We start from the raw sequence: 21070 nt of genomic DNA, 5'->3' as shown, positions 1-21070 counted from the left end.
AAGGGTGTATTGATAGGAATGAAGAATACAGAATGAAGGGTTAATATTAGATCCAAAATGTAATTATAAAACGACTTCATAAATCACATTACAGACTAGATCATTCTTCACTCTACATTCTTAATTCTTCATTCCTTCAGATACTGAAAAAGTGCAACACTTCCCGAGGGAAGCATCACACTCCTTTTATCTTTATTTCATCACTGAAATTCTCACATTTTTCTCCACGCCTTCCCCTACAATTCTCATAAGGTAAATGCCTGAAGTAAGAGCTTCTACATTCAGTTGGTGAATGTATTTGAAGTCAATAGCTTTATAATCCACCAATACACCATTGATGTTGTACAATGCCACTTGATAAGCTCCATTTGGTAAACCTTTGATGTTGACAACATTGGTCGATGGGTTAGGATAAAGTGATAATTCTTCCGCTAGATCTACTTTAGATTCCACTTTTCTTGCAGTTGAAGAAGAAGGGTTGAAAGTCACTTTATCAAGGTTCCATTGCCAAGCGTTAGTTCCAGAAGCAATAATTCTTACGGTATGAATTCCTGCTGAAAGATTGGCCGTACCTGATGCTGATAATGGTTGGTAATCATCCCATTGTCCATTGTTTGGAACGGCATCTGTTGACACTACAGTTCCATCAATCTCAATTTGTATAGCTACATCACCACTCATTGGCGTTGAAATTGAATACTCCATCTCATATTCACCGGCACCTTCTACATTCAAACTGTATTCAGCCCAGTCGCCTGAGTTCACCCAGTTGATTCCTAATCCTGTTACACGATTCACACCCAATGGCACATTGCCATCATTGTAAGTACCGCCTGTGCTTGTGAAGTCTTCCGCTTCAATCACCAATCCGCTAGGAGGCGTCACAACATTTGTAACTGTAATTGTTGAAGAAGCTGTAAAACCACCGTCATTTGAAGTGGCAGTGATAATCGCCGTACCTTCAGCAACTCCCGTTACTAAACCGTTATTTACAGTAGCAACTGATGCGTTATTTGTGCTCCATGTATAAGAAGCATCTGTAGCGTTGGCAGGAAGAATGGAAGCCGATAATTGTGCTGTTTCATTCACTAATAATGCGACATTGGCAGGAGTAACATTGATGCCAGTTACAGGAACCGTTTGAGACGTTACCGGTGTTAATACCACTTTATCCAAGTTCCATTGCCAAGCATTAGTGCCTGCACCCACAAGTCTTAATGTATGACTTCCATTGAGTACAATTTGATGAACTGATTTTAAAGGTTGATAATCGTCCCATTGCCCATTGCTTGGTACATTATCTACACCTACCGAACTGCCGTCTAAGACTGCTTCAATCGAAGCTCCTGACATTGGCGTTGAAATGTAATACGTCACTTCATAGGTACCATTTCCACTTACGGCATATTCTGCCCAGTCTTCACTGTTTACATAATTGATACCGATATTATCTACTTTATTTACTCCCAAAGGAACAACACCGTCATTGAATGTACCACCTGTTGTTACAAAGCTTTCTGCTTCAATCACAATATCACTTCCTTCTACTATTTCATTGACAGTCACTGTCGTCTGAGCTTCAAAACCACCGTCTGCAGTAGAAACTGTAATTGTAGCCGTTCCCTCTGCCACTGCACTGACCACACCATTATTGACAGTAGCCACTGATGTATTAGAAGAGGTCCAAGAAACATTCTTATTCGACGCATTCACAGGAACAACTTGAGCCGTCAATTGAGCGGTGTTATTGACATATAAACTTAAAGTAGATGGCGTCAACGTTACACCCGTTACAGCAATAGTATTGCTCGTCACAGTAATATCAATTGATGAAGTAATGCCATCAACTGTTGCTGAAATAGTTGCTGTACCTACCCCGGTTCCTGTCACTACTCCACTGTTATTGACCGTCGCTACATTAGTGTTATTACTTGACCACGAAATCACTTTTGGACAAACATTAGATGGAAGAAGTGAAGCCGTTAGCACAACTGTTTCCGCTTCTTTAATCGTTGTCGTGGAAGCATTGACAGTGATACTTTGCAAGTTTTCATCACAAGTAATTTCTCCTTCAAAGTTCATCTGGAAGTAATCCAGATTCCATTGCCAATCCGATGTTCCTGCACCTACTAAACCAATCGTTACATTTCCTTGCGGAAGGTTAACTCTTTGTCCCAAAGCAACTGTTGCATAAGCATCCCAATCGTTCATTGGCACCTTCACGGAACCTTGGCTTTCACTATTGACGAACATCTCAATCACACCATCTTCTACAGCTGTTCCAGCAAAGAAAGCGACTGAATACTCCCCTGCTTGAGGAATAAATACTTCATACTCTACGAAGTCGCCCGCCTGCACATTATTGATGCCTTGACCACCTGTTGGAATATCATAAATAGCGATATCACCTACAGTTCCACCCATATTGCTGAAAGATTCCGCTTGAATCACCAAAGTAGTTCCCACTGTAAGGTTACTTGTGGCCACCACTGATGCATTGGAAGCAGAAGTTGCCGTTAATGTAAGTGTACCTTCTGTTGTTGAAGCTGAAATTAAGCCGTTAGCATCCACAGTAGCCAATGCAGAATTACTTGTTGACCAAGTGATGTTTTTCTCTGTGGTCCACTCCGGCACATACATAGGCGTCACTTGCATATTTCCGCCAGGGAAAACAGTGATATCCGATGGAATAATGATTTGCGTAGGCTGTACCACCACTTGTGATTTCACACTTACATTGGCCTCAGCGTACAAACCACCATCTTGAAGCGTACCTCTGATCACTGTATTTCCTAAGCTTACACCTGTCACCGTACCGTTGTTATCTACAGTGGCAACACCCGGATTCGTTGAAGACCAAAGTACTGTTTTATCAAAAGCATTGGCAGGTAAAACTTCTGCCGTTACAGGCAATGTTTGTCCAACTTCCACCTCTCTTAACCAATCTACCAAAGTGATGCTTTGCGGTCTGATTCTGTCCAGAATTGATAAATCAGAAGAGCATTGACTGATGATTTGATTTCCGTTTAATGCAGAAACTCTTAATGAATAATTCCCTACTGCAGGTACATTATTCAACACCAAGTCCACTGCTACAACATCTTTTCCTTTCACTTCCGTAGTGGTCGTTCCAGTTCCCAAAACAGTGTTTCCTTGCATTAATTCTACCTTGAGTGTTCGTGTACCCAAAAGATTCACAAAGACATCAAAAGTATAATTGGTGTTTCCAGTCACCTCGTTCACCATGGCATCACAATACACTTTTTCTTCCCCTACAATTCCCACATTGACAGTTGTAGAAGCAGTGATTACATTGCCATTATCATTAATTGTCGCTGTAATTACCGCTGATTCTCCAATCGCAACACCTGTTACACTACCTGATTTTGGATCAACTTGTACTGTTTGATCATTCGAAGAAGACCAAACGGCCTCTTGATTGGTCGCATCCAATGGTAAAATATTCAATGTTAGAGGAGTTGTAACATAGAAATCCACGTCTACACTGTTTCCTTCTTCAATCGAAAGACTTGCTACAGGAGTGTCAGCATAAGGAATAGCTGAAATCACAAATGAAGAAGAGATGGTTCCATCTGTATTTGTAGCGGTAATCGTGGCCGAACCTGAGGTTGATACACCTGTCACCACACCGTACTCATCTACAGTGGCAACGCTTGTGTTATTAGAAGTCCAAACTAACGCTTTGTTGGTTGCATTTACTGGAGAAAGCACTGCTTTTAAAGCCTCTTTTTGACCTTGCATTACTTCCGTATCTCCTTCAATTGAGACGCCATTTAATGCTACCGCATTAGAACCTTCACGACCTGGAGCTTTTGAAAAATCCCATACTTGAATTTGTGTTGCCGCCCAGTCTGTTGGTGCATTCGTTTTACATTCAATCGTATTTGAAGCCTGTAATAAACCTGCCGGAATATCTATTTCCAAAGTACCTAACCATTGGTTTCTAAGATCTTCCATTGCCCCTCTCCAATTGCTATTATGCTCTAATTCAACACCATTTAGCTTTACTGACACCGATCCTAAATGTGCTTTAAAGAAAGCTCCTGAGATACGTACAGTGGCCTCATAGTCTCCACTTGGAACCACAACGCCATTGACAGAAGTTGTCAAAGTGGTACCATTAGCGTGAATCAATTCGCTACCAAATTCATGGTAACCAGAACCTATCTTTTCTCCCATAAACTTCGTTTCCTCTGAAGTCTGATCAACAGTAACTGTATTTGCAAAAGTATATTCCAATACCATAGTGGCATCATTACTCAACGTCACTGCTCCAGGTGCTGACTCCACTTCAAAAACATCTAAAGCAGGCTGTCCTGAAGTTCCTTTGTTCATGTCCAAGTAAAGATTTTTCACTAAAACACTTTGCACAGGATTTTCATAATCATCATAGAAAGAAAGATTGATCTCTTTGGAGTTGTTTTCCAAATTATTCAAGATCAAATAGATCTTATTTCCATCCACATAAGCATCTACCTGTACATCCCTATTGGTTGATTTTGTGTCAATACGAGTCCCTTTTACATTGCTCCACAATTCAAAGAATTTGATGTATTCCGACCATTCCCAAGTACCGTCTCCATCAGTGTCATGCATCATAGCATATGGGTAACGAAGGTTTTGATCTGGCGTATCACCCCATATCGCTTTGATAGGCGTAAAAGGCATCGACTTTGTGATGTAATCCGGACGCTCCAAGAACTGCATAAACATAGAGTTGAAAGGTTTTAAAGATTCCCAATCAATTCTTTTCTGGTCAAATGCACCCGGTCTGTTATTTTGGTTATAAGTACCATTTACAGCACCAAATTCAGAAACAATCAACTCTTTACGTGTTCCTGTTTTATGTAAATCGTACCACTCAATGATGTCTAGCATCGCTTCTGTATGACCACCTGCACGAGTTGCAGAAGGAAGGTCGTTGGCATTGATATCCCAACCCGGCCAATCATAAATGTGAATCGAGTAGAAATCCATGTTCGGACCACAAGCATCCATAAAACCTTGCCACATAATATCCCACTGATACCAAGGGTTAGATCTGTAATTATTCGCTTCTGAATCCATCATGTTGTGGTAAGTGATATAGCCATCACCATCCAGCCATTGATCCAAATAGTTTTCGTCATAACGAGAAATACCATCCGGCAAGTGGAAGTCATGCAAACCCCAAGTCATACCACCGATTTTAGGGCGGTAAGGGTTATCCGCACCAAAGCGCTCCTTTACGCCTTGAGCAACGAGGTTATGATATTCCCAGATTTTCTCTTGAGAAGTACACGTCATATGTCCCGTCATCATAGGCATATCCGGTTCGTTGATCACTTCCCAATAACCAGGTAACGGTTCACCTTGTCCACCTTCCGTTTTTCTAAAGAACATGTCCAAGTAATTCACCACCCATTCTGCAGAAACATCCACATCCATCGGTTGCCAACCTGTCCAAGTGACACCATCGCCATTCCAAGACAACGTAGGATATGTAGGGTGAGGATTGGTACCTCCGATCAGTTCTCGGCTTTTTTTCTCATACTGATGCGTGAGATAATCCTTTTCATATTCCCCTTTTAACCAAGTCCCAAGCTCATTCATGTGCTCTAAACTAGGGCGGTTAGGACGATTGGGGTCTTCTTCAGTAGCACTGAATTTCCAAGTAGCAGAACCTGTATCTCTACCAAAATACGTATCGAGTTTATTTAAGAGATAGTCCAGTTTGTCTTCTTCTCCATCCCAGTCCGTTTCGAAAGCGGTACCATGAAGGGTCATGTATTTTTCCCTTTCAAATTCGGATACGCCGTTGACAGAGTGCTTGATATTTAAATTGACGTCTACGTTGACGTCTTGTGCTTTACTGAAGTATGCACATGAGAATAGTATTAACAAAAGGGCAATCCTCTTATTAATTTGTAAAAAATAGTTCATTTTTAAATTTCATTTCATTGGATATAGTGCCAAAACTATACTACTTAAAGTAAGATGAATACAGTTTCCAATAAGTGCTAAGTCAAAATTTATGATAAGCAATTCTGCTTTACTTTTGTGAGTACAACGCTTGAAAAAACACAGTTATAATGTTCCTATTTTTAAGTTTTTTGAAGAGAGTAATCGCAAAACACAATAGAATTACAATAAAATAACTTTGTCCTGACACTTACGCACATAACTAAGCTTGCTTTCTTCATGATCCATAGCTGTAAAAATCACGAAGATTCATTTAGACTAGAAAAAATCTAGAATAGATTAGAGATTTAATAATAATTCATTCATATTGCAGTTTGAAGTTGAACATAATTTCAATTTAGAGTCTACCAGTCATAAGATTGCCGTCTTTTTGGTAGGCTCTTTTTCATGTAAAAGGAGGGAATGTAAATAAACACTTGTGGTGTTTGGTTTCGCGTTCACTTGTTTTTATAAGTGGTCACCACAAGTGTAATATCTACGTTAGCAAATATGAAGAGATCTGAAATCCCAATCAATTTTTCCAACTAGACAAAAACTGTATACTAAATAATTTTTTCAGGTATCCCACCTATCGCGAATCGTCAAAATTCACTAGACAATCAAAAAAAAAACTAGACTAGAACTGTATAATATAGGGATATTTACTCTACAGATAACACTTTTTCGCTGAATAAGACTACTATTTACTACTCAAAAACTGAACAACTCCAACTCCAAATAATTCGAATTATCCCCCTAAAAAAACACCATTTTTATACCTTTTTTTAGTTATTCTCCCTGCTGACAAACAGAAAAAGTGTTTTTTAAAATATACAAAGATGATATTCGGCATTTTGAGAACTGAAATAAAACATAAAAAAACACCCACCTGACATCATCAACTGGGTGTTTCATGAACTTAACCCTCTCAATTTTTTTTATCACTTATCTACTAAGCGCATTCATCTAACTTCTGTTTATATAAACTGAATCATTGATTATTTTGTTTCACATTAAACTAATTTTATACAAAATGATTGTTAAGAGTAGTTTTGTTCGAAATAATGGCTGAAATAGGGCTTGTTGTTCTTCCTTTTTGAGATTTACAATGATAAGCACTTGATGAAAAATTTATTTCCCTAGATTAAAATAGTCGTAAGTAAGTGATACTGACTTCACAAATACTAAAATGTGCCTTCGTAATCATCTCTATACTTCAATCTTGATAGGGTTACTTTAATTAAGTACTAGGACAAAAGAAAACGGACATTTTATCTTACCTTTTTTATCCTACTCTTCGTTAGATTTTTATCGCGTAACTAAGCTATACTCTGCAAATCTGCCTCGATTAGAATAAAAAATATTAACCTATAATTATCCCTTTTCTTCTGTCCTAGTACTTATCCAACACCATTTATTTATTTTTACGTTTTTTCTTCTTCTTTCCCTTTTTAGCTTTGGCAGAAAAAGAAGAATGGAGACTTTTCATTGGGATGTCAATGTTGAAATATACTTTCTTTTCTTTGCCTTCTTCACCATCATTGTATTGTGTTGTAAGAATATCATAGCTATGTCCTTTTTCATTTACCAATGACTGGCCTGATGAATTTAAACGCGTATAATATAGGATATCATACTCATCTGAAGCTGAAACAACAATATAAGCCGACTCAGGTTCAGAACCATTGCCTGTGGCCAGAATGCTTTCCAATACTCCATAGTAAATTGCGTAATACTTTCTGAAATTCTCCATATCATCTAATGAATAATAGGCACTACATACCTTATACAAGTCAGGGAATTTTAAAGGTACATTATTAAAGATTTCTGAACTGTGCTTTACCAACTCTTCATAATTCTCTTCATTCCAGCTTTGCTTAATCGCCTCATTATCTTGATTAAAGTAAGGTGAAAAGTTTGGATGGTATATCTGTGAAAGGTAAAAACGTAAATAATCTTCTAAAGATAAGATCTCTCCAGTTTTGATTCTTTTCAGGTATTTTTCATAATCTTTTTCGCTGATACTCCCCAAAATCTCTTCTAATTTTGTATTGCCATAGTCCACAAACTTTGTTTCATATTCAATCTCACAAACCTTCTGAGGGTCTGTTTTCAGTAACATTGTGGATTCAATGTATAACCTATTGATCTCGAAATTGGTAGGTTCTATAGTCAATGCTTTTTCACAGATCTCAATTACTTTATTGTAATTGTTTCTACTACTTTCTAAAGCCCCCTGTAAAGTATAAAAATCTACTTTTTTCTCATCTAATGCTTTTCCTTTCTCAATAAAAGCTTCTGATTTGACATAATCCTCCATGATGAAGTATTCCTGTGCCAAGGTGTAGATAGCATACAAATAGGTAGTATCCACTTCATATGCTCTCTCATAATAATACATTACACTGTCCATCTTTCCTTGACTGCTCAATGTATTTGCTAGTCTGATATAAGAGTAAGAACTCTCTCCTTCTACTTCTAGGTATTTTCGGAAATAAACCTCCGCACTATCTGGCTTATTGCACATCTCATAGCCATTGGCTAAGTTGAAAATAGCTCTATCATATGTAGGGTCCAATTCTAAAGCTTTTTGATAACTTTGAATTGATAATGCATATTGCTTTTTTTGATAATGGGAACTCCCTTTTAAGTAATAAATTTGTTTGCTGACAGAATCTATTGCAATCAAACTATCTAATAGAACAATGGCCTCATCAATCTTCTCGTTTTCCATCAGTGTTATCGCATTATCCAGTTCTTCTTCAAGATTTTGACAGAAAGAGGGGGCAACAATAAAAAGATTCAGTAATAATAGTATAAGGTATTTTTTCATATCGAAGTTTAATTTATCGCTTTCAATATTCTGAAATCACAGTTTTCATTTCAATCAAAAGTCAGTTACACATGCTGTTTGCTTTAACAGATTATTTTTTAAGTTAAATCAACATTTTATGAATTACTAATTAAATAACAATAACACTCCTAATATTAGAATTATTTAAGCATGAAATTCTCATTGTGGTAAGAAAATGAAATTATTCCCAACAAATTATAATTTGGATTTATTCGCCTACTCTATTCATTTACAACACCATACCTATCATAAAAATGAATATATATTCAAAAACCTGCGTTTTAACAGAATAAAAATTAGATTTTAACAAGAAGTTATAAAAAATTATAGGGGAGCTTGTTTCGTTAAATTTTATTTACTTAATTGCGGTAAGCAACAGAGAAAATGAAATTATTTTTAATAAACATATCGCCAAAATGTTTGCCTTGTAAAGACCTCGGACTACAAGGATTACAGCCCATATTTAACTGCTGATTCATACCCCCTATCTCATTTTTTATATTTCATATTTTTTAAAAATCTCTCGTTTTTATCCTATTTCATAATTTGATTCATGAGACAGTATTACTATCTAATGCTTACTGTCCTTGTCTCTTCTATTTTTAATTCATCGTTATTCGCACAAGACATTCCACTTTTATTAGTTGGGGGTGGCAGTGAGATAAAAGAAGGATGGTCTGATGAACCGTATCAGTGGTTTGTAGATCAATCTGAAAACAAAAAAGTAGCAATTATCTCTTATGCAGAAGTCGATGATGACTGGCTAAAAAATTACTTTCTAGCTTTAGGAGCTGAAGAAGTCAAGGACTTTAAAATTGATCGAACAAACGCCAATAATGCTGATTTAATCAGTGAATTAAGGGGTTACACAGCCTTTTTCTTTAAAGGAGGCGATCAAAACAAATATTACTCTAATTATAAAAACTCAAGCTTTCATCAATTATTAGAAGATAAAATTACAGATGGAGTAGTGCTTGGCGGTACATCTGCTGGCATGGCAATTCTTGCTTCTATTGTTTATACAGCCGAAAAAGGGAGCCTTTATCCTGAAGATGGATTCAATAACATGGATGCCAAATATTTCACGTTCCAAAATGATTTCCTTAATGTATTACCTAATACTTTAGTAGATACTCATTTTGCTGAACGCGGTCGATTGACTAGGCTTGTGAGTATGCTAGCGTATTGGAATATTCATAATTCCAACGATAATCCTATAGGTATTGGTGTCGATGACAGAACTGCACTTTGTATTGACAAAACTAAAGTGAGTACTGTTTATGGTACTGGAGCAGTATCATTTATAACGCTCAACTCAACGCATAACATCTCTCCTTCATCACCTTTACAGCTCAACAACACTCAGATTACAAGCTGTATTCATGGGCAACAATACAACCTTACGAATCAGTTGAAATTGAGTACTGACAGTATTTCAAAATTGCACATTTCAAAGATACATCAGAATAAAGTATCATTGATCAACGGTGGGGAATTTGAGGATTATCTTCAAAACTCTTCCAAAAAAGCAATGGTTATTTATGATCAAACAACTTCAATTGAAAATACTTGGGGAGAAAATGTTACGCTAATCAACTTAAAAGACCTTCCTACATCACAACTGGAAGATTTCAAAAAAACACTACAAGAAACAAAAGAATTTCTATTACTCCCTTTTGGAAGTCAATACATCACAAACTTTTATGATGAAAATTCAATCTTGAATTGGGTATTGAATCAGATGAAAAACAGTACAACGCAGGTATATGTTTTTGATGAGGCTATTCCTTTCGCAGGAGCTCAATATGCTTCAAATCTCTATTCTAATGCATCAGTCGCTTACAACGGTAACTTGAGTTACAAAGAAGGGTTAGGTCTTATAGAGAAAGTTTTGATTGTCAATGATATTTTTAAAGAGAGTGATTATAATGAAAATTTGCTTGGAGTTTTACAGGAAGGATTGATGACACAAGACCTTCAGTGGACAGTAGGAATCGCTGAAAAGTCAGTCACTACTTTTCAAGTAAAGGAAAAGCAATGGGAAGTAGATTATAGTGGCGAAAGCTCTTCCATTGTATTCGAAAATCAATCTGACAACTATAGTCTGGCCAACAGCAAACGTGCAATAGTCGGTTATCCTTCTATCACGTCGCATGTTATTTTCAACAATACAACGCTCTTAAAAGAAGCTTCTTTTGAGGAGTACAAACCAACATTCAATTCAATTATTATCAATGATTTAAAAGAGACGAACGGTATTCACTTCCAATGGAAAAATGATCAGTTGATCTTTCAAGATTTGGGTGATCGGAAAATTCAACTCATCGACTTTCAAGGAAAACTGCAAAATGAATTCATTAGTTCTGCTCAGTTTATTGATTTACCAATTCAGTCTAATATTCCAATGATTATCAGAGCCATTGATCTTAATTCTGGTGCTCAGAAAACATTGAAAATCAAAAAAAACTAAAGACACCCAAGTACAATTATTATGAAACATATTCGACTAATTTTTACTGCTATTCTAGTATTTAGCATAAGTTTAGCCTATTCCCAAGATTTTAAAATTGAAGGGGAAGTTATAGGTGAAGCTGACGGGTTACCGATTCCTGGTGTAACTGTTTTTATCAAAGGAACTACACATGGTACGGTTACAAACCTGCATGGCAAATATTCTTTGTTGGTGACAGCACAAGACAAAGGTAAACTGCTCGTCTTTAATCATATCGGAATGGTCAACCAAGAACATACAATTGGTGATCAGACAACACTCAACATCAGTATGGTATCGGAATTAGAGGAATTGGAAGAAGTGACTGTGGTGGGGTATTCATCAACAAGTAAAAAGTTGCTTTCCTCTTCTTTGCAGTCCGTGGACAGTGAAACTTTAAAAGATCTCCCAGTGGCTACTTTAGATGCTGCATTGGCAGGCCAAGCTTCTGGTGTTCAGATCAACTCCAACTCAGGAACTCCGGGTAGTGCACTTTCCGTTCGTGTTCGTGGTGTAGGTTCTGTCAATGCGGCCAATCAACCGCTTTATGTGATTGACGGTATTCCTGTGATCACAGAAAACAGCTCACAAGTGAGTTTCAGTGGACAAACAATCAGTGCTTTGTCGGATTTATCTCCTTCGGATATTGAATCCATTACAGTGCTGAAAGATGGTGCAGGCGCGGCAATTTATGGTTCGAGAGCGGCCAATGGGGTGGTTTTGATCAACACCAAAAGAGGAGCTACAGGTAAAACAAAGATCTCATTTAATGCTTATGGAGGTATTCAGCAAGTATACAAAAGATTGGATTTACTAAACAAACAACAGTGGTTTGAATATAAAAATGATCAGCTAGGGATTGAGAAATATACACAAGAGTATATTGATAACTATCCGCATGATACGGATTGGCAAAATGAAATTTACAGAGATGCCCCTATCGCTTCTTATGACCTTTCTTTGCAAGGTGGAAATGAAAAAACGAGCTTCTACTTATCAGGAAGTTATTTTGATCAGCAAGGTGTAATTAAAGGCAGTGGATATGACAGAACAAACTTAAGAGCCAACATTGACCATCACTTCTCTGAAAGAGTGAAAGTGGGAACGAGCTTACAGTTTGGAATGTCAGAAAACAACAGAATTGAAGGTGATCAATCACTCAACGCTCCCCTTCCAAATGCTTTATCATTACCGGCCATTTACCCTGTGTACAATGAGGACGGCACTTACAATGAGGACGGTCCCTATGCGAACCCTGTGGCAATTGCCAATGAGGCCATCAATAAAGCCTACACTTACAGAGGGTTAGGCAATGCATACTTAGATGTAGCCATTATGAATGATCTAACTTTCCGCACACAGGTTGGTTTTGATTATTATAACCTTAGAGAACACAGCTACGATCCAGTGACCACACGTCAGGGAGCATCTTACAATGGTTTGGGTTTTAGTGCCAATAATACTTCCATCAATACTACTGTCAATGCAACATTACAATATGTAAAATCAATCAATAATCACCGCTTTGATGTACTGGCAGGTTTTAGTTCTGAAAGCTATGAAAACAGAAGCAATTACATCAGAGCTCAAAACTTTTCTAGACCTGAATTTGAATACATTACTTCCGCTTCAGAAATTATTGAAGCCGACAGTTACGGTTTGGACAGAGGTTTGAATTCATTTTTCGCGAAAGCCAACTACAGTTATGCCAACAAGTATATTTTTGCATTCAGTGTACGTAGAGATGGTTCGTCGAAATTCGGCACAAATAATAGATACGGTACTTTCCCATCTGCTTCTGTGGCTTGGAGAATGATTGAAGAAAACTTTATGAAAACCTCAAGTCTGTTTTCAGATTTTAAAGTCAGAGGTAGTTATGGTCTGACGGGTAATGATGCCATTGGTGATTTCAGATACCAAGCACTTTACAGTTCAGGAGCAGATTACAACGGTCAGCCCGGCATCGCTCCTTCACAATTACCTAATGAAGACTTGAAATGGGAGACCGTGAAACAAGTCAACTTCGGTCTTGATTTAGGTTTCTGGGGCAATCGTCTTACTTTAACGACAGACATTTATCAGAAAACAACAACAGACATGTTGTTATCAAGACCACTACCTCCTACCACGGGCTTCTCTTCCGTTATCTCTAATATTGGAGAAATGAGAAATACAGGTATTGAAGTATTGTTGGCCTACGAGATTTTCAGAAAACAAGATTTCACTTGGAAAGCCTCTTTGAATGTTTCGACTTACAGAAATGAAGTTTTGAAACTTTACAACGGACAGCCTATTGACAACATTGGTAGAGGAAATAATAGAATTGAAGAAGGTGAACCAATCAGTATTTTCTATGGCTACAAAGCACTTGGCGTTGATTCTTCTACAGGTGATATGGTCTTTAAAGATGTAAATGGTGACGGTGAAATCACAGCAGAAGACAGAACAAAAATTGGCAATCCTCACCCTGATTTCTTTGGTGGATTTACCAATACATTAAACTATAAAAACTTTGATTTGAATATCTTCTTCCAGTATTCTGTGGGCAATGATATTTACAACGGTACAAGAGTTTATTTAGAATCGATGAAAGGAGAGGACAACCAAACCACGGCTATTTTGAACCGATGGAGAGCACCAGGTGATGTAACGGATATTCCAAGAGCCACCGCAAACGACCCTAACAATAACAACAGAGCTTCAAGCCGTTTTGTTGAAGACGGTTCTTACCTCCGCTTAAAAAATGTAACATTGGGTTATACCCTTCCGAAAAAGATTACTCGCAAAGCATTTATTGACCGCATGAGAGTTTACGTTTCGGGTCAAAACTTATTCACCCTCACCAACTATTCTGGTATGGACCCAGAGGTAAATTATGCCGGTGATGATGGAGTAAGAATGGGTACTGATTTCTTCACTTACCCGAATGCAAGAGTTTACACAGCTGGTTTAAATGTATCATTCTAATGCAATCAATCATGAAAAAAATAAAACATATATCAAGCATTTTACTGGCAGCACTTCTGATTGGATGTGAGAGTAATTTAGATGTAAAACCAGTAGCTTCCATTGATGCTAATGAGGCCATTACCGATGCCAACGGTTTGAATTCTGCACTCATGGGTCTTTACAACGAATTTCAATCCGACAGCTATTACGGAAGGGATTTATACATTCTGAATGAATTATCAGCCAATGATGGTCAAAGAACGGGTACCTCTCTGGATTATCAGCAATTTGAAAATCACTCTATTTTAAGTGACAATGCCAACATTGAAAGCTTTTGGTCGAGTGCTTATGGAGCAGTAAATACGGCCAACAACATCATTGAAAGAGGAGAAGGAATTGTGATGGATGAAGCTCAGAAGAACAACGTCATTGGTGAAGCTTATTTTATGAGAGCTTTGGCCCATTTTGATTTGTTGAAAAACTTCGGAGGAGTGCCATACAAATCCATTTCTACACAAGGCATCACCGGCGACATCAACCCTGCCCGATTATCCAAAGAGGAAGTTTACACTTTGATTCTTCAAGATTTGGCTACGGCGAAAGAGAAAATCACCATTGAAAAAGGAAATTTCTTTGTGAGCAATACGGCTGTTGATGCATTTATGGCAAGAGTGGAACTTTATTATGGCAGTGAATTGCTTCGTAACAATGAAGATGGAAAGTCGCACTTCCAGAAAGCATTAGACTTGGCCACTTCTGTAGTGGATAATTCTAAGTATGAATTAGAAGAGGAGTTTGGAACCATCTTCACTTCTAAAGAAAATAATGAAGTAATCTTTCAATTGAATTATTCTTCACAAGACAGAAACAGAATGTCTTATTACCTTTCGCCAACTTCCTTGGGTGGTCGTGGTGAAGTGAGTTACACCAATGGCTTAGCCAATTCTTATAAAAAAGACGATGCACGCTCCGCTTTTATTTTCCAAGACTTCCCTACTTTGGACGGCAACGGAACAAGCAAAAGAGTTGCAAAGTACCAAGACACCGCCAATGGAGCTGATCCGATCGTTATCCTCCGATTAGCAGAAATGTATTTGATACAAGCAGAGTGCCATTATAGAATTGATGGACTGGGTGGTGCCACTGCAATTCTTGAAGCTTTGAATGCAGTGAGAGACCGTGCCATCACTCCTTTGACAAGTTTGGGCAGTGATCCCATTAAAACGGTTTTGGATGAAAGAAGATGGGAATTGTGCTTTGAAGGGCATCGATGGAATGATTTGGTAAGAACCGACAGAGCATCTTCTACTTTAGGAATTTCGGTAAATGCTACATTGTACCCTATTCCTCTCAAAGAAATTCAGACGAATACGAGTATATCACAGGACGATCAAAATCCTGGGTACTAGAAGAAGCAAACAATAACTACAAATCCCACCTGTGATTCATTTTGCAGGGTGGAGAGTTATTGCCTAAAAAGCCATTTTTGATGGTGAGAAATAAAAAATAAAACATGGGCTGACCTAAAAAACAGCCCCCAACAGCATATCTTTTAATTATTTTATTTAACGAACTATGAAAACTTTTTCTAACTTATTCTTAAGGTTTTTAGTAACCTTACTACCGCTTTCATTTATAGTATTAACGAGCTGTACAGAAGACGAAGAACCACCTGCATTGGCAAGTGTTGTGGCTAAATTTGATTATGAATTATCGAATGAAGGTATCGCTCCATCTACTGTAACTTTTAACAATACATCAATTGCTGCTACATCTTACGTTTGGGATTTCGGTGTAGACGGTGAAACATCAACAGATGAAAATCCTGAATTCACTTACGAGGAGTTCGGAACTTTTGATGTCACTTTAATTGCAAGAGCAGATGATGAAAGAGCAGACACAACAACTCAGACCATTGTTATCAAAGATCCTCTAGGCGGTAAAAAACCAACGCTTTACTACACTGATAGAGCAACAGGACAAGTGCATATGATCATTTTGGATGATGAAGCCACAACTCCAGTTATCCAGACTTTCGGTGAAAATCACACAAAGCCTTATGGAATCGTAGCAGACTTGGACAATGAAAACCTTTACGTGATTGATCAAGCAGACGAGTTATTATATCAATACAATGCGTTGGTAAATGGAGAGAAATCAGTTTTATTGAACGTGGCAGACCTTGGTGACAAGGAACATATGATGTACTATCCTGCAGGTGTAAAAGTAATTGAAGGACGATTGTATTGGGGTGCTGACGGAGGTATTTACACATCGGCCCTTGACGGCACAGACTTGAAAGCTTTTGTTGAATTCTCAACGAATACTGGTGCTTTGGAAGGTTCATTGCCTTTGGGAATTTCTTATGATGCAGAAAATCAAGTGATTTACTTCGCGAATGATGCTTATGATTTCAGTGGAGGTGTATACAAAGTGAACTTAGACGGAACTGGTTTAGAAGAAATTATCAGTGGTGTGGATGCAGGTGACATCTCTTATTTAGATGGTAAATTATATTATTTTGATTATGCCACTTCTAAAGGTACAATCTATGACATCGCATCTGAGTCAACAACAGAGTTTGTAGATTATCCTTCAAGATTTGTTTGGGGTACTATTGCTGACCCTATCACAGAAAGAGTATACTGGACAGATAGAGGAAGCAATGACGATGGAACTGATGGTAAAATCATGTCGGCAAATCTTGACGGAACAGACATCAAAGTAGTGCTAGATATTGAGGACGCTCCTGTGGTTGGAGATGCTAAAACCTTAAGACCATATGCCTTAGCATTGGGCTTATATTAGACGGTTAGCTTAGCTAAATTTTAGGTGAATTACACTCCCCCTTTTAGTTTGAGAGGGGGAGTTAAAAAAGAAAATTATATGAAATAAATTATAGTTAATTCTAATTTATTTTTTGTAAGTACAACGCTAAAAAACGTATTAATAGTGGTTCTATTGAAAGTTTTTTGAAGGAAGTAATCGCAAAATAATAAATAGAATTAGTATTAGATATTTTTGAATTTGTACTTATTACTACTGATATACAGCTATAATGAGTCATGAAAAGTGCACGTATATTGCTTTCGTTCGGTTTACTTATTGTTTATAAATATAAATTGTAACACGTTAAAAGACAGAAGAATAAATTGTTAATTTTATTATGAACTTCTATCCTACTATATCTATTTAAATACAAAAGCTAAATACAATTATTACTATTATGAAAAAAGTAACACACTTTTTATTGCTACTTGCACTTGTCTGTATTACAGCATGTAGCGTAAAAGAACAACTTCAACCAGAAGATGAAAGCACTATCGAAGAAAGTAACAAAAGACAAGCCGTCTCAAAAACAATCTACGGCACTTCCAATTCAGACTTCATTGAGGGAACTTCATTGTCAGAAGAAATCTTAGCCTATGCTGCTGATGACCAAGTGTATGCCAATGCAGGTGATGATGTCATCTATGGAGGCAAAGGAAATGACTTTTTACAAGGCAATAGTGGTTCTGATATTATTAGAGGTGACCGCGGTCTTGACAAACTTTACGGAGGCACAGGTAATGATGACCTTTATGGAGGAAAAGACAACGATGACCTACATGGAGAAGATGGTAATGACCACCTCTATGGAGATAAAGGAAATGACATGCTTTATGGAGGACTTGGAAATGACAATTATTACTATGCACTTTATGGCGGATATGACGTCATAAGCGATGATGGAGGAAGTGACCTCCTCTTTCTCGAAGGGATAAGTGCTAATCAAGTAGCAGTAAGTTATAGTGGTTCTGACGTGGTACTCAACGTACCAAGCGGTAGAATCACCATTAAAAACAGTAGCATTGAGGGCGTCTATGCTAATGGTCAATCTGTAGGAATCGGTGGAAACTCTCCTACACCTTCTATTGGACAGTTTTACTATTCGTCTGCTCCTTTGGAAGTCAATACAAATGAAGAAATAGTAGTCAATCTCTCAGAGAGTAGCAACACTTCGATCAGCAGAAGTTATGCTGTTGAAGTAGTAGTGCAACGTAGTTCAGGGAGTTGGGTTATAGCAAGTGGCAATATGAGCATTAATGCAGGTAGTACACAAACGAGTCGTACTTTCACCTCACAGTTTAATCAAACAGGACAAATTTACACTACTATAAAAGTGTATAATGCCAATAAGACTAAACTGCTTGCCAGCCGTCAAGGTACTTACCCGGATAACATCGGTGGTGGTAGTAATTATATCACAGGTGTACCTTACTACTGGCAATTGGATAACAGTGTTTATCCTTACTCATCTTGTCAAAATACAGCCATAGCCATGGTGATCAACTACTATGGAGGAAATACAACTCCTGATCAGATCACCAATTATTATGGCAAAAACCAGGCACAGACGGTACCCGGTTTCCAATCTGTATTTAACTCTGAAGCGGCTTATGCAGGTCTTAATGTTCGAGATGCAGGGACACAGTATGGTTCTTTATCACAATTGAACCGCTTACTTTCTGAAGGAAAACCTGTAATGGCACATGGCTACACCACAAGCTATGGACACTTAGTAGTCTTTTTAGGGTTTGACGGAACTTATTATTATGTGAATGATCCATATGGAGCTTGGGATGGCAGATATGGAAGTTCAGGTTATTACAAAACGCGAACTGTAGGTAAAGCTGTAAAGTACCATAAAGATGATGTACGAGCGGCATTTGCCCCTGATGGATACGTTTGGTTACATGAAATTTACTTCATGTAATTAAAATGAACCATACAGTAGTAGGCTAGAAAAGTATTTTTTAATAAGTACTAAATCAAAAATAAATCATAGTTAATTCTAATTTATTTTTTGTGAGTACAACTCTAAAAAACGTATTAAAAGTTTTTTGAAGGAAGTAATCGCAAAACAATAAATAGAATTAGTATGAGATAATTTTGAATTTGTACTTAAGAGCTAGTTGACGTTAATTATTTCGTCACCACTCTTTTACAAAACAATAAATTAACATCTCCCTCTCCCATAGCTGGAGAGGGAGTCTTAAAAAAGTCAGCAATTTTGAAAAAGATCAGATTAATATTGCCCTTTATAATACTCTTTGCCACATCAGTTGTGGCTCAGGGTAAGTTATTTATCATTGGTGGAGGAAAAAGACCTCCTGCTCTAATCCAACGATTAGCTGATGAGGCCAATTTGAAGGAAGGGTATGGTATCGTGCTTGCCATGTCAAGTATAGAACCTGATACTTCTAGCTTTTATGGGATAAAACAATTCAAGGAGCTAGGTTTTACAAATGTTCAGTCAATGTATTATACACATGAGAACATGCCTTCTTCCTCTGCGTTAGATTCTTTGAAAGGTGCAAAATTAATTTATATCACTGGTGGTGATCAGAACCGATTTATGAAGAGAATTGAAGGAACTGGAATCTATGAGGCCATTCATTCTTGCTATGAAAACGGGGGAATGATTGCCGGAACAAGTGCAGGCGCTGCGGTAATGAGTCATGTGATGATCACGGGAGATGAGAAGAATTATCCTGAATACGACGATACCGGCAGAACCATAGAAAGTAATAATCTTATTTACAGTAAAGGTCTTGGTATGCTGAAAAATGTGATCATCGACCAGCACTTTATACAAAGAAGTAGATACAACCGCTTATTTTCTGCGGTGATTGAACATCCTGAATTAAAAGGGATTGGAATAGACGAATCAACGGCAATTTTAGTAGAGAACAATACAGCCGAAGTGGTGGGTGAAAGTCAGGTAATACTTGTAGAAAAACCCCAACATATAAACACAGACAAAACAAAAATCAGTACGCGAAAGATGAATGTAAGTATTCTTCGCAGTGGTGATAAAATAAAACTATAAGAACTATGAAAAAGAAATTTGCCCTAGCCATTCATGGAGGTGCTGGAACACTATTACCTTCAGAGATTACACCTGAAAAAGCAGATGAAATACAGGAAGCATTACAACATGCGCTTTATGAAGGCAAAAAATGTTTGATGGATGGAGGCACTGCTGTTGATGCCGTTGAAATTGCAGTGACCGCTTTAGAGGATTGCCCTTTATTCAATGCAGGTAAAGGGGCTGTAATGGCTCATGACGGTAGTTTTGAAATGGAAGCTTCTATTATGTCGGGTCAAACCTTAGAAGCCGGTGCTGTGGCAGGTATCCGCGGTATTAAAAACCCTATTCATTTGGCCAAGAAAATCCATGATGATATGGACTTTGTATTTATGCATGGAGAAGGCGCTTTAAAATTTGCTAAAAGACATCAACTGCAAGAAGTAAAAGATGAATATTTCTTTACGCAATCACGATACAAGCAATGGCTGATGGCCAAAGAGACCAATCAAATGTTGGTGGATCATGACGGGGAAAGAAAATTTGGAACGGTTGGCGCCGTAGCATTGGATCATGAAGGAAATCTTGCGGCAGCAACTTCTACAGGCGGATTGGTCAATAAAAAATACGGCAGACTAGGCGACAGTTCTGTGATTGGTTCAGGTACTTATGCCAACAATGAAAGTTGTGCCGTTTCTTGTACGGGTTACGGAGAGTTTTTCCTAAAGGCAACGGTGGCTAGAGATATCGCCGCTTATATGGAAATGGGACAGCTGTCACTAAAAGAAGCATCGGATAAAGTGGTGCATGATAAGCTAGTGAAAATGGAAGGTGAAGGTGGAATTATTGCCGTTGATCATGAAGGTAATATTGAGCTTTCATTCAACTCTGAAGGGATGTACAGAGGTTGGACTTCATCAGAAGAACAGAAACTCAACGTTGCTATTTTTAAATAGATAATCAA

Annotated in this window: 9 protein-coding genes; 7 read left to right on the top strand and 2 right to left on the bottom strand. The window is 37.7% G+C overall.

Annotated elements, in window-relative coordinates; genetic code table 11:
- Positions 1 to 192: 192 nt before the first annotated feature.
- The gene (locus AVL50_RS17375) at positions 193 to 5943 is read right to left on the bottom strand and encodes an Ig-like domain-containing protein (RefSeq protein WP_062617766.1); all 5751 of its coding nucleotides are present in this window, start codon (positions 5941 to 5943) and stop codon (positions 193 to 195) included.
- 1432 nt (positions 5944 to 7375) lie between these two features.
- Positions 7376 to 8794: a DUF4919 domain-containing protein gene (locus AVL50_RS17370; RefSeq protein ID WP_062617765.1), complete on the bottom strand. Its 1419-nt coding sequence runs from the start codon at positions 8792 to 8794 to the stop codon at positions 7376 to 7378.
- Between the two features lie 574 nt (positions 8795 to 9368).
- Here AVL50_RS17370 and AVL50_RS17365 point away from each other — a divergent pair.
- From AVL50_RS17365 to AVL50_RS17335, 7 genes are all read left to right on the top strand, one after another.
- Entirely contained in the window at positions 9369 to 11285 is a 1917-nt protein-coding gene (locus AVL50_RS17365; RefSeq protein WP_082795885.1) for a cyanophycinase, read from the top strand.
- Between the two features lie 21 nt (positions 11286 to 11306).
- Entirely contained in the window at positions 11307 to 14273 is a 2967-nt protein-coding gene (locus AVL50_RS17360; protein ID WP_062617763.1) for a TonB-dependent receptor, read from the top strand.
- Positions 14274 to 14284: 11 nt separating this feature from the next.
- Positions 14285 to 15664: a RagB/SusD family nutrient uptake outer membrane protein gene (locus AVL50_RS17355; protein ID WP_172826868.1), complete on the top strand. Its 1380-nt coding sequence runs from the start codon at positions 14285 to 14287 to the stop codon at positions 15662 to 15664.
- 166 nt (positions 15665 to 15830) lie between these two features.
- On the top strand, positions 15831 to 17063 hold the full coding sequence (locus tag AVL50_RS17350) for a PKD domain-containing protein (protein ID WP_062617761.1): 1233 nt from the start codon (positions 15831 to 15833) through the stop codon (positions 17061 to 17063).
- A 418-nt stretch (positions 17064 to 17481) separates the two neighbouring features.
- Complete coding sequence (locus AVL50_RS17345; RefSeq protein ID WP_062617760.1) at positions 17482 to 19011, top strand: C39 family peptidase; 1530 nt, start codon at positions 17482 to 17484, stop codon at positions 19009 to 19011.
- 297 nt (positions 19012 to 19308) lie between these two features.
- The gene (locus AVL50_RS17340; RefSeq protein WP_063850772.1) at positions 19309 to 20127 is read left to right on the top strand and encodes a cyanophycinase; all 819 of its coding nucleotides are present in this window, start codon (positions 19309 to 19311) and stop codon (positions 20125 to 20127) included.
- 5 nt (positions 20128 to 20132) lie between these two features.
- Complete coding sequence (locus AVL50_RS17335; RefSeq protein WP_062617758.1) at positions 20133 to 21062, top strand: isoaspartyl peptidase/L-asparaginase family protein; 930 nt, start codon at positions 20133 to 20135, stop codon at positions 21060 to 21062.
- Positions 21063 to 21070 lie beyond the last annotated feature (8 nt).

It is taken from the genome of Flammeovirga sp. SJP92, from assembly GCF_001583495.1.
Taxonomy (GTDB): domain Bacteria; phylum Bacteroidota; class Bacteroidia; order Cytophagales; family Flammeovirgaceae; genus Flammeovirga.
The sequence above is the reverse complement of the archived record's forward strand: the minus strand, read 5'-3'. Positions and strand labels throughout refer to the sequence as shown.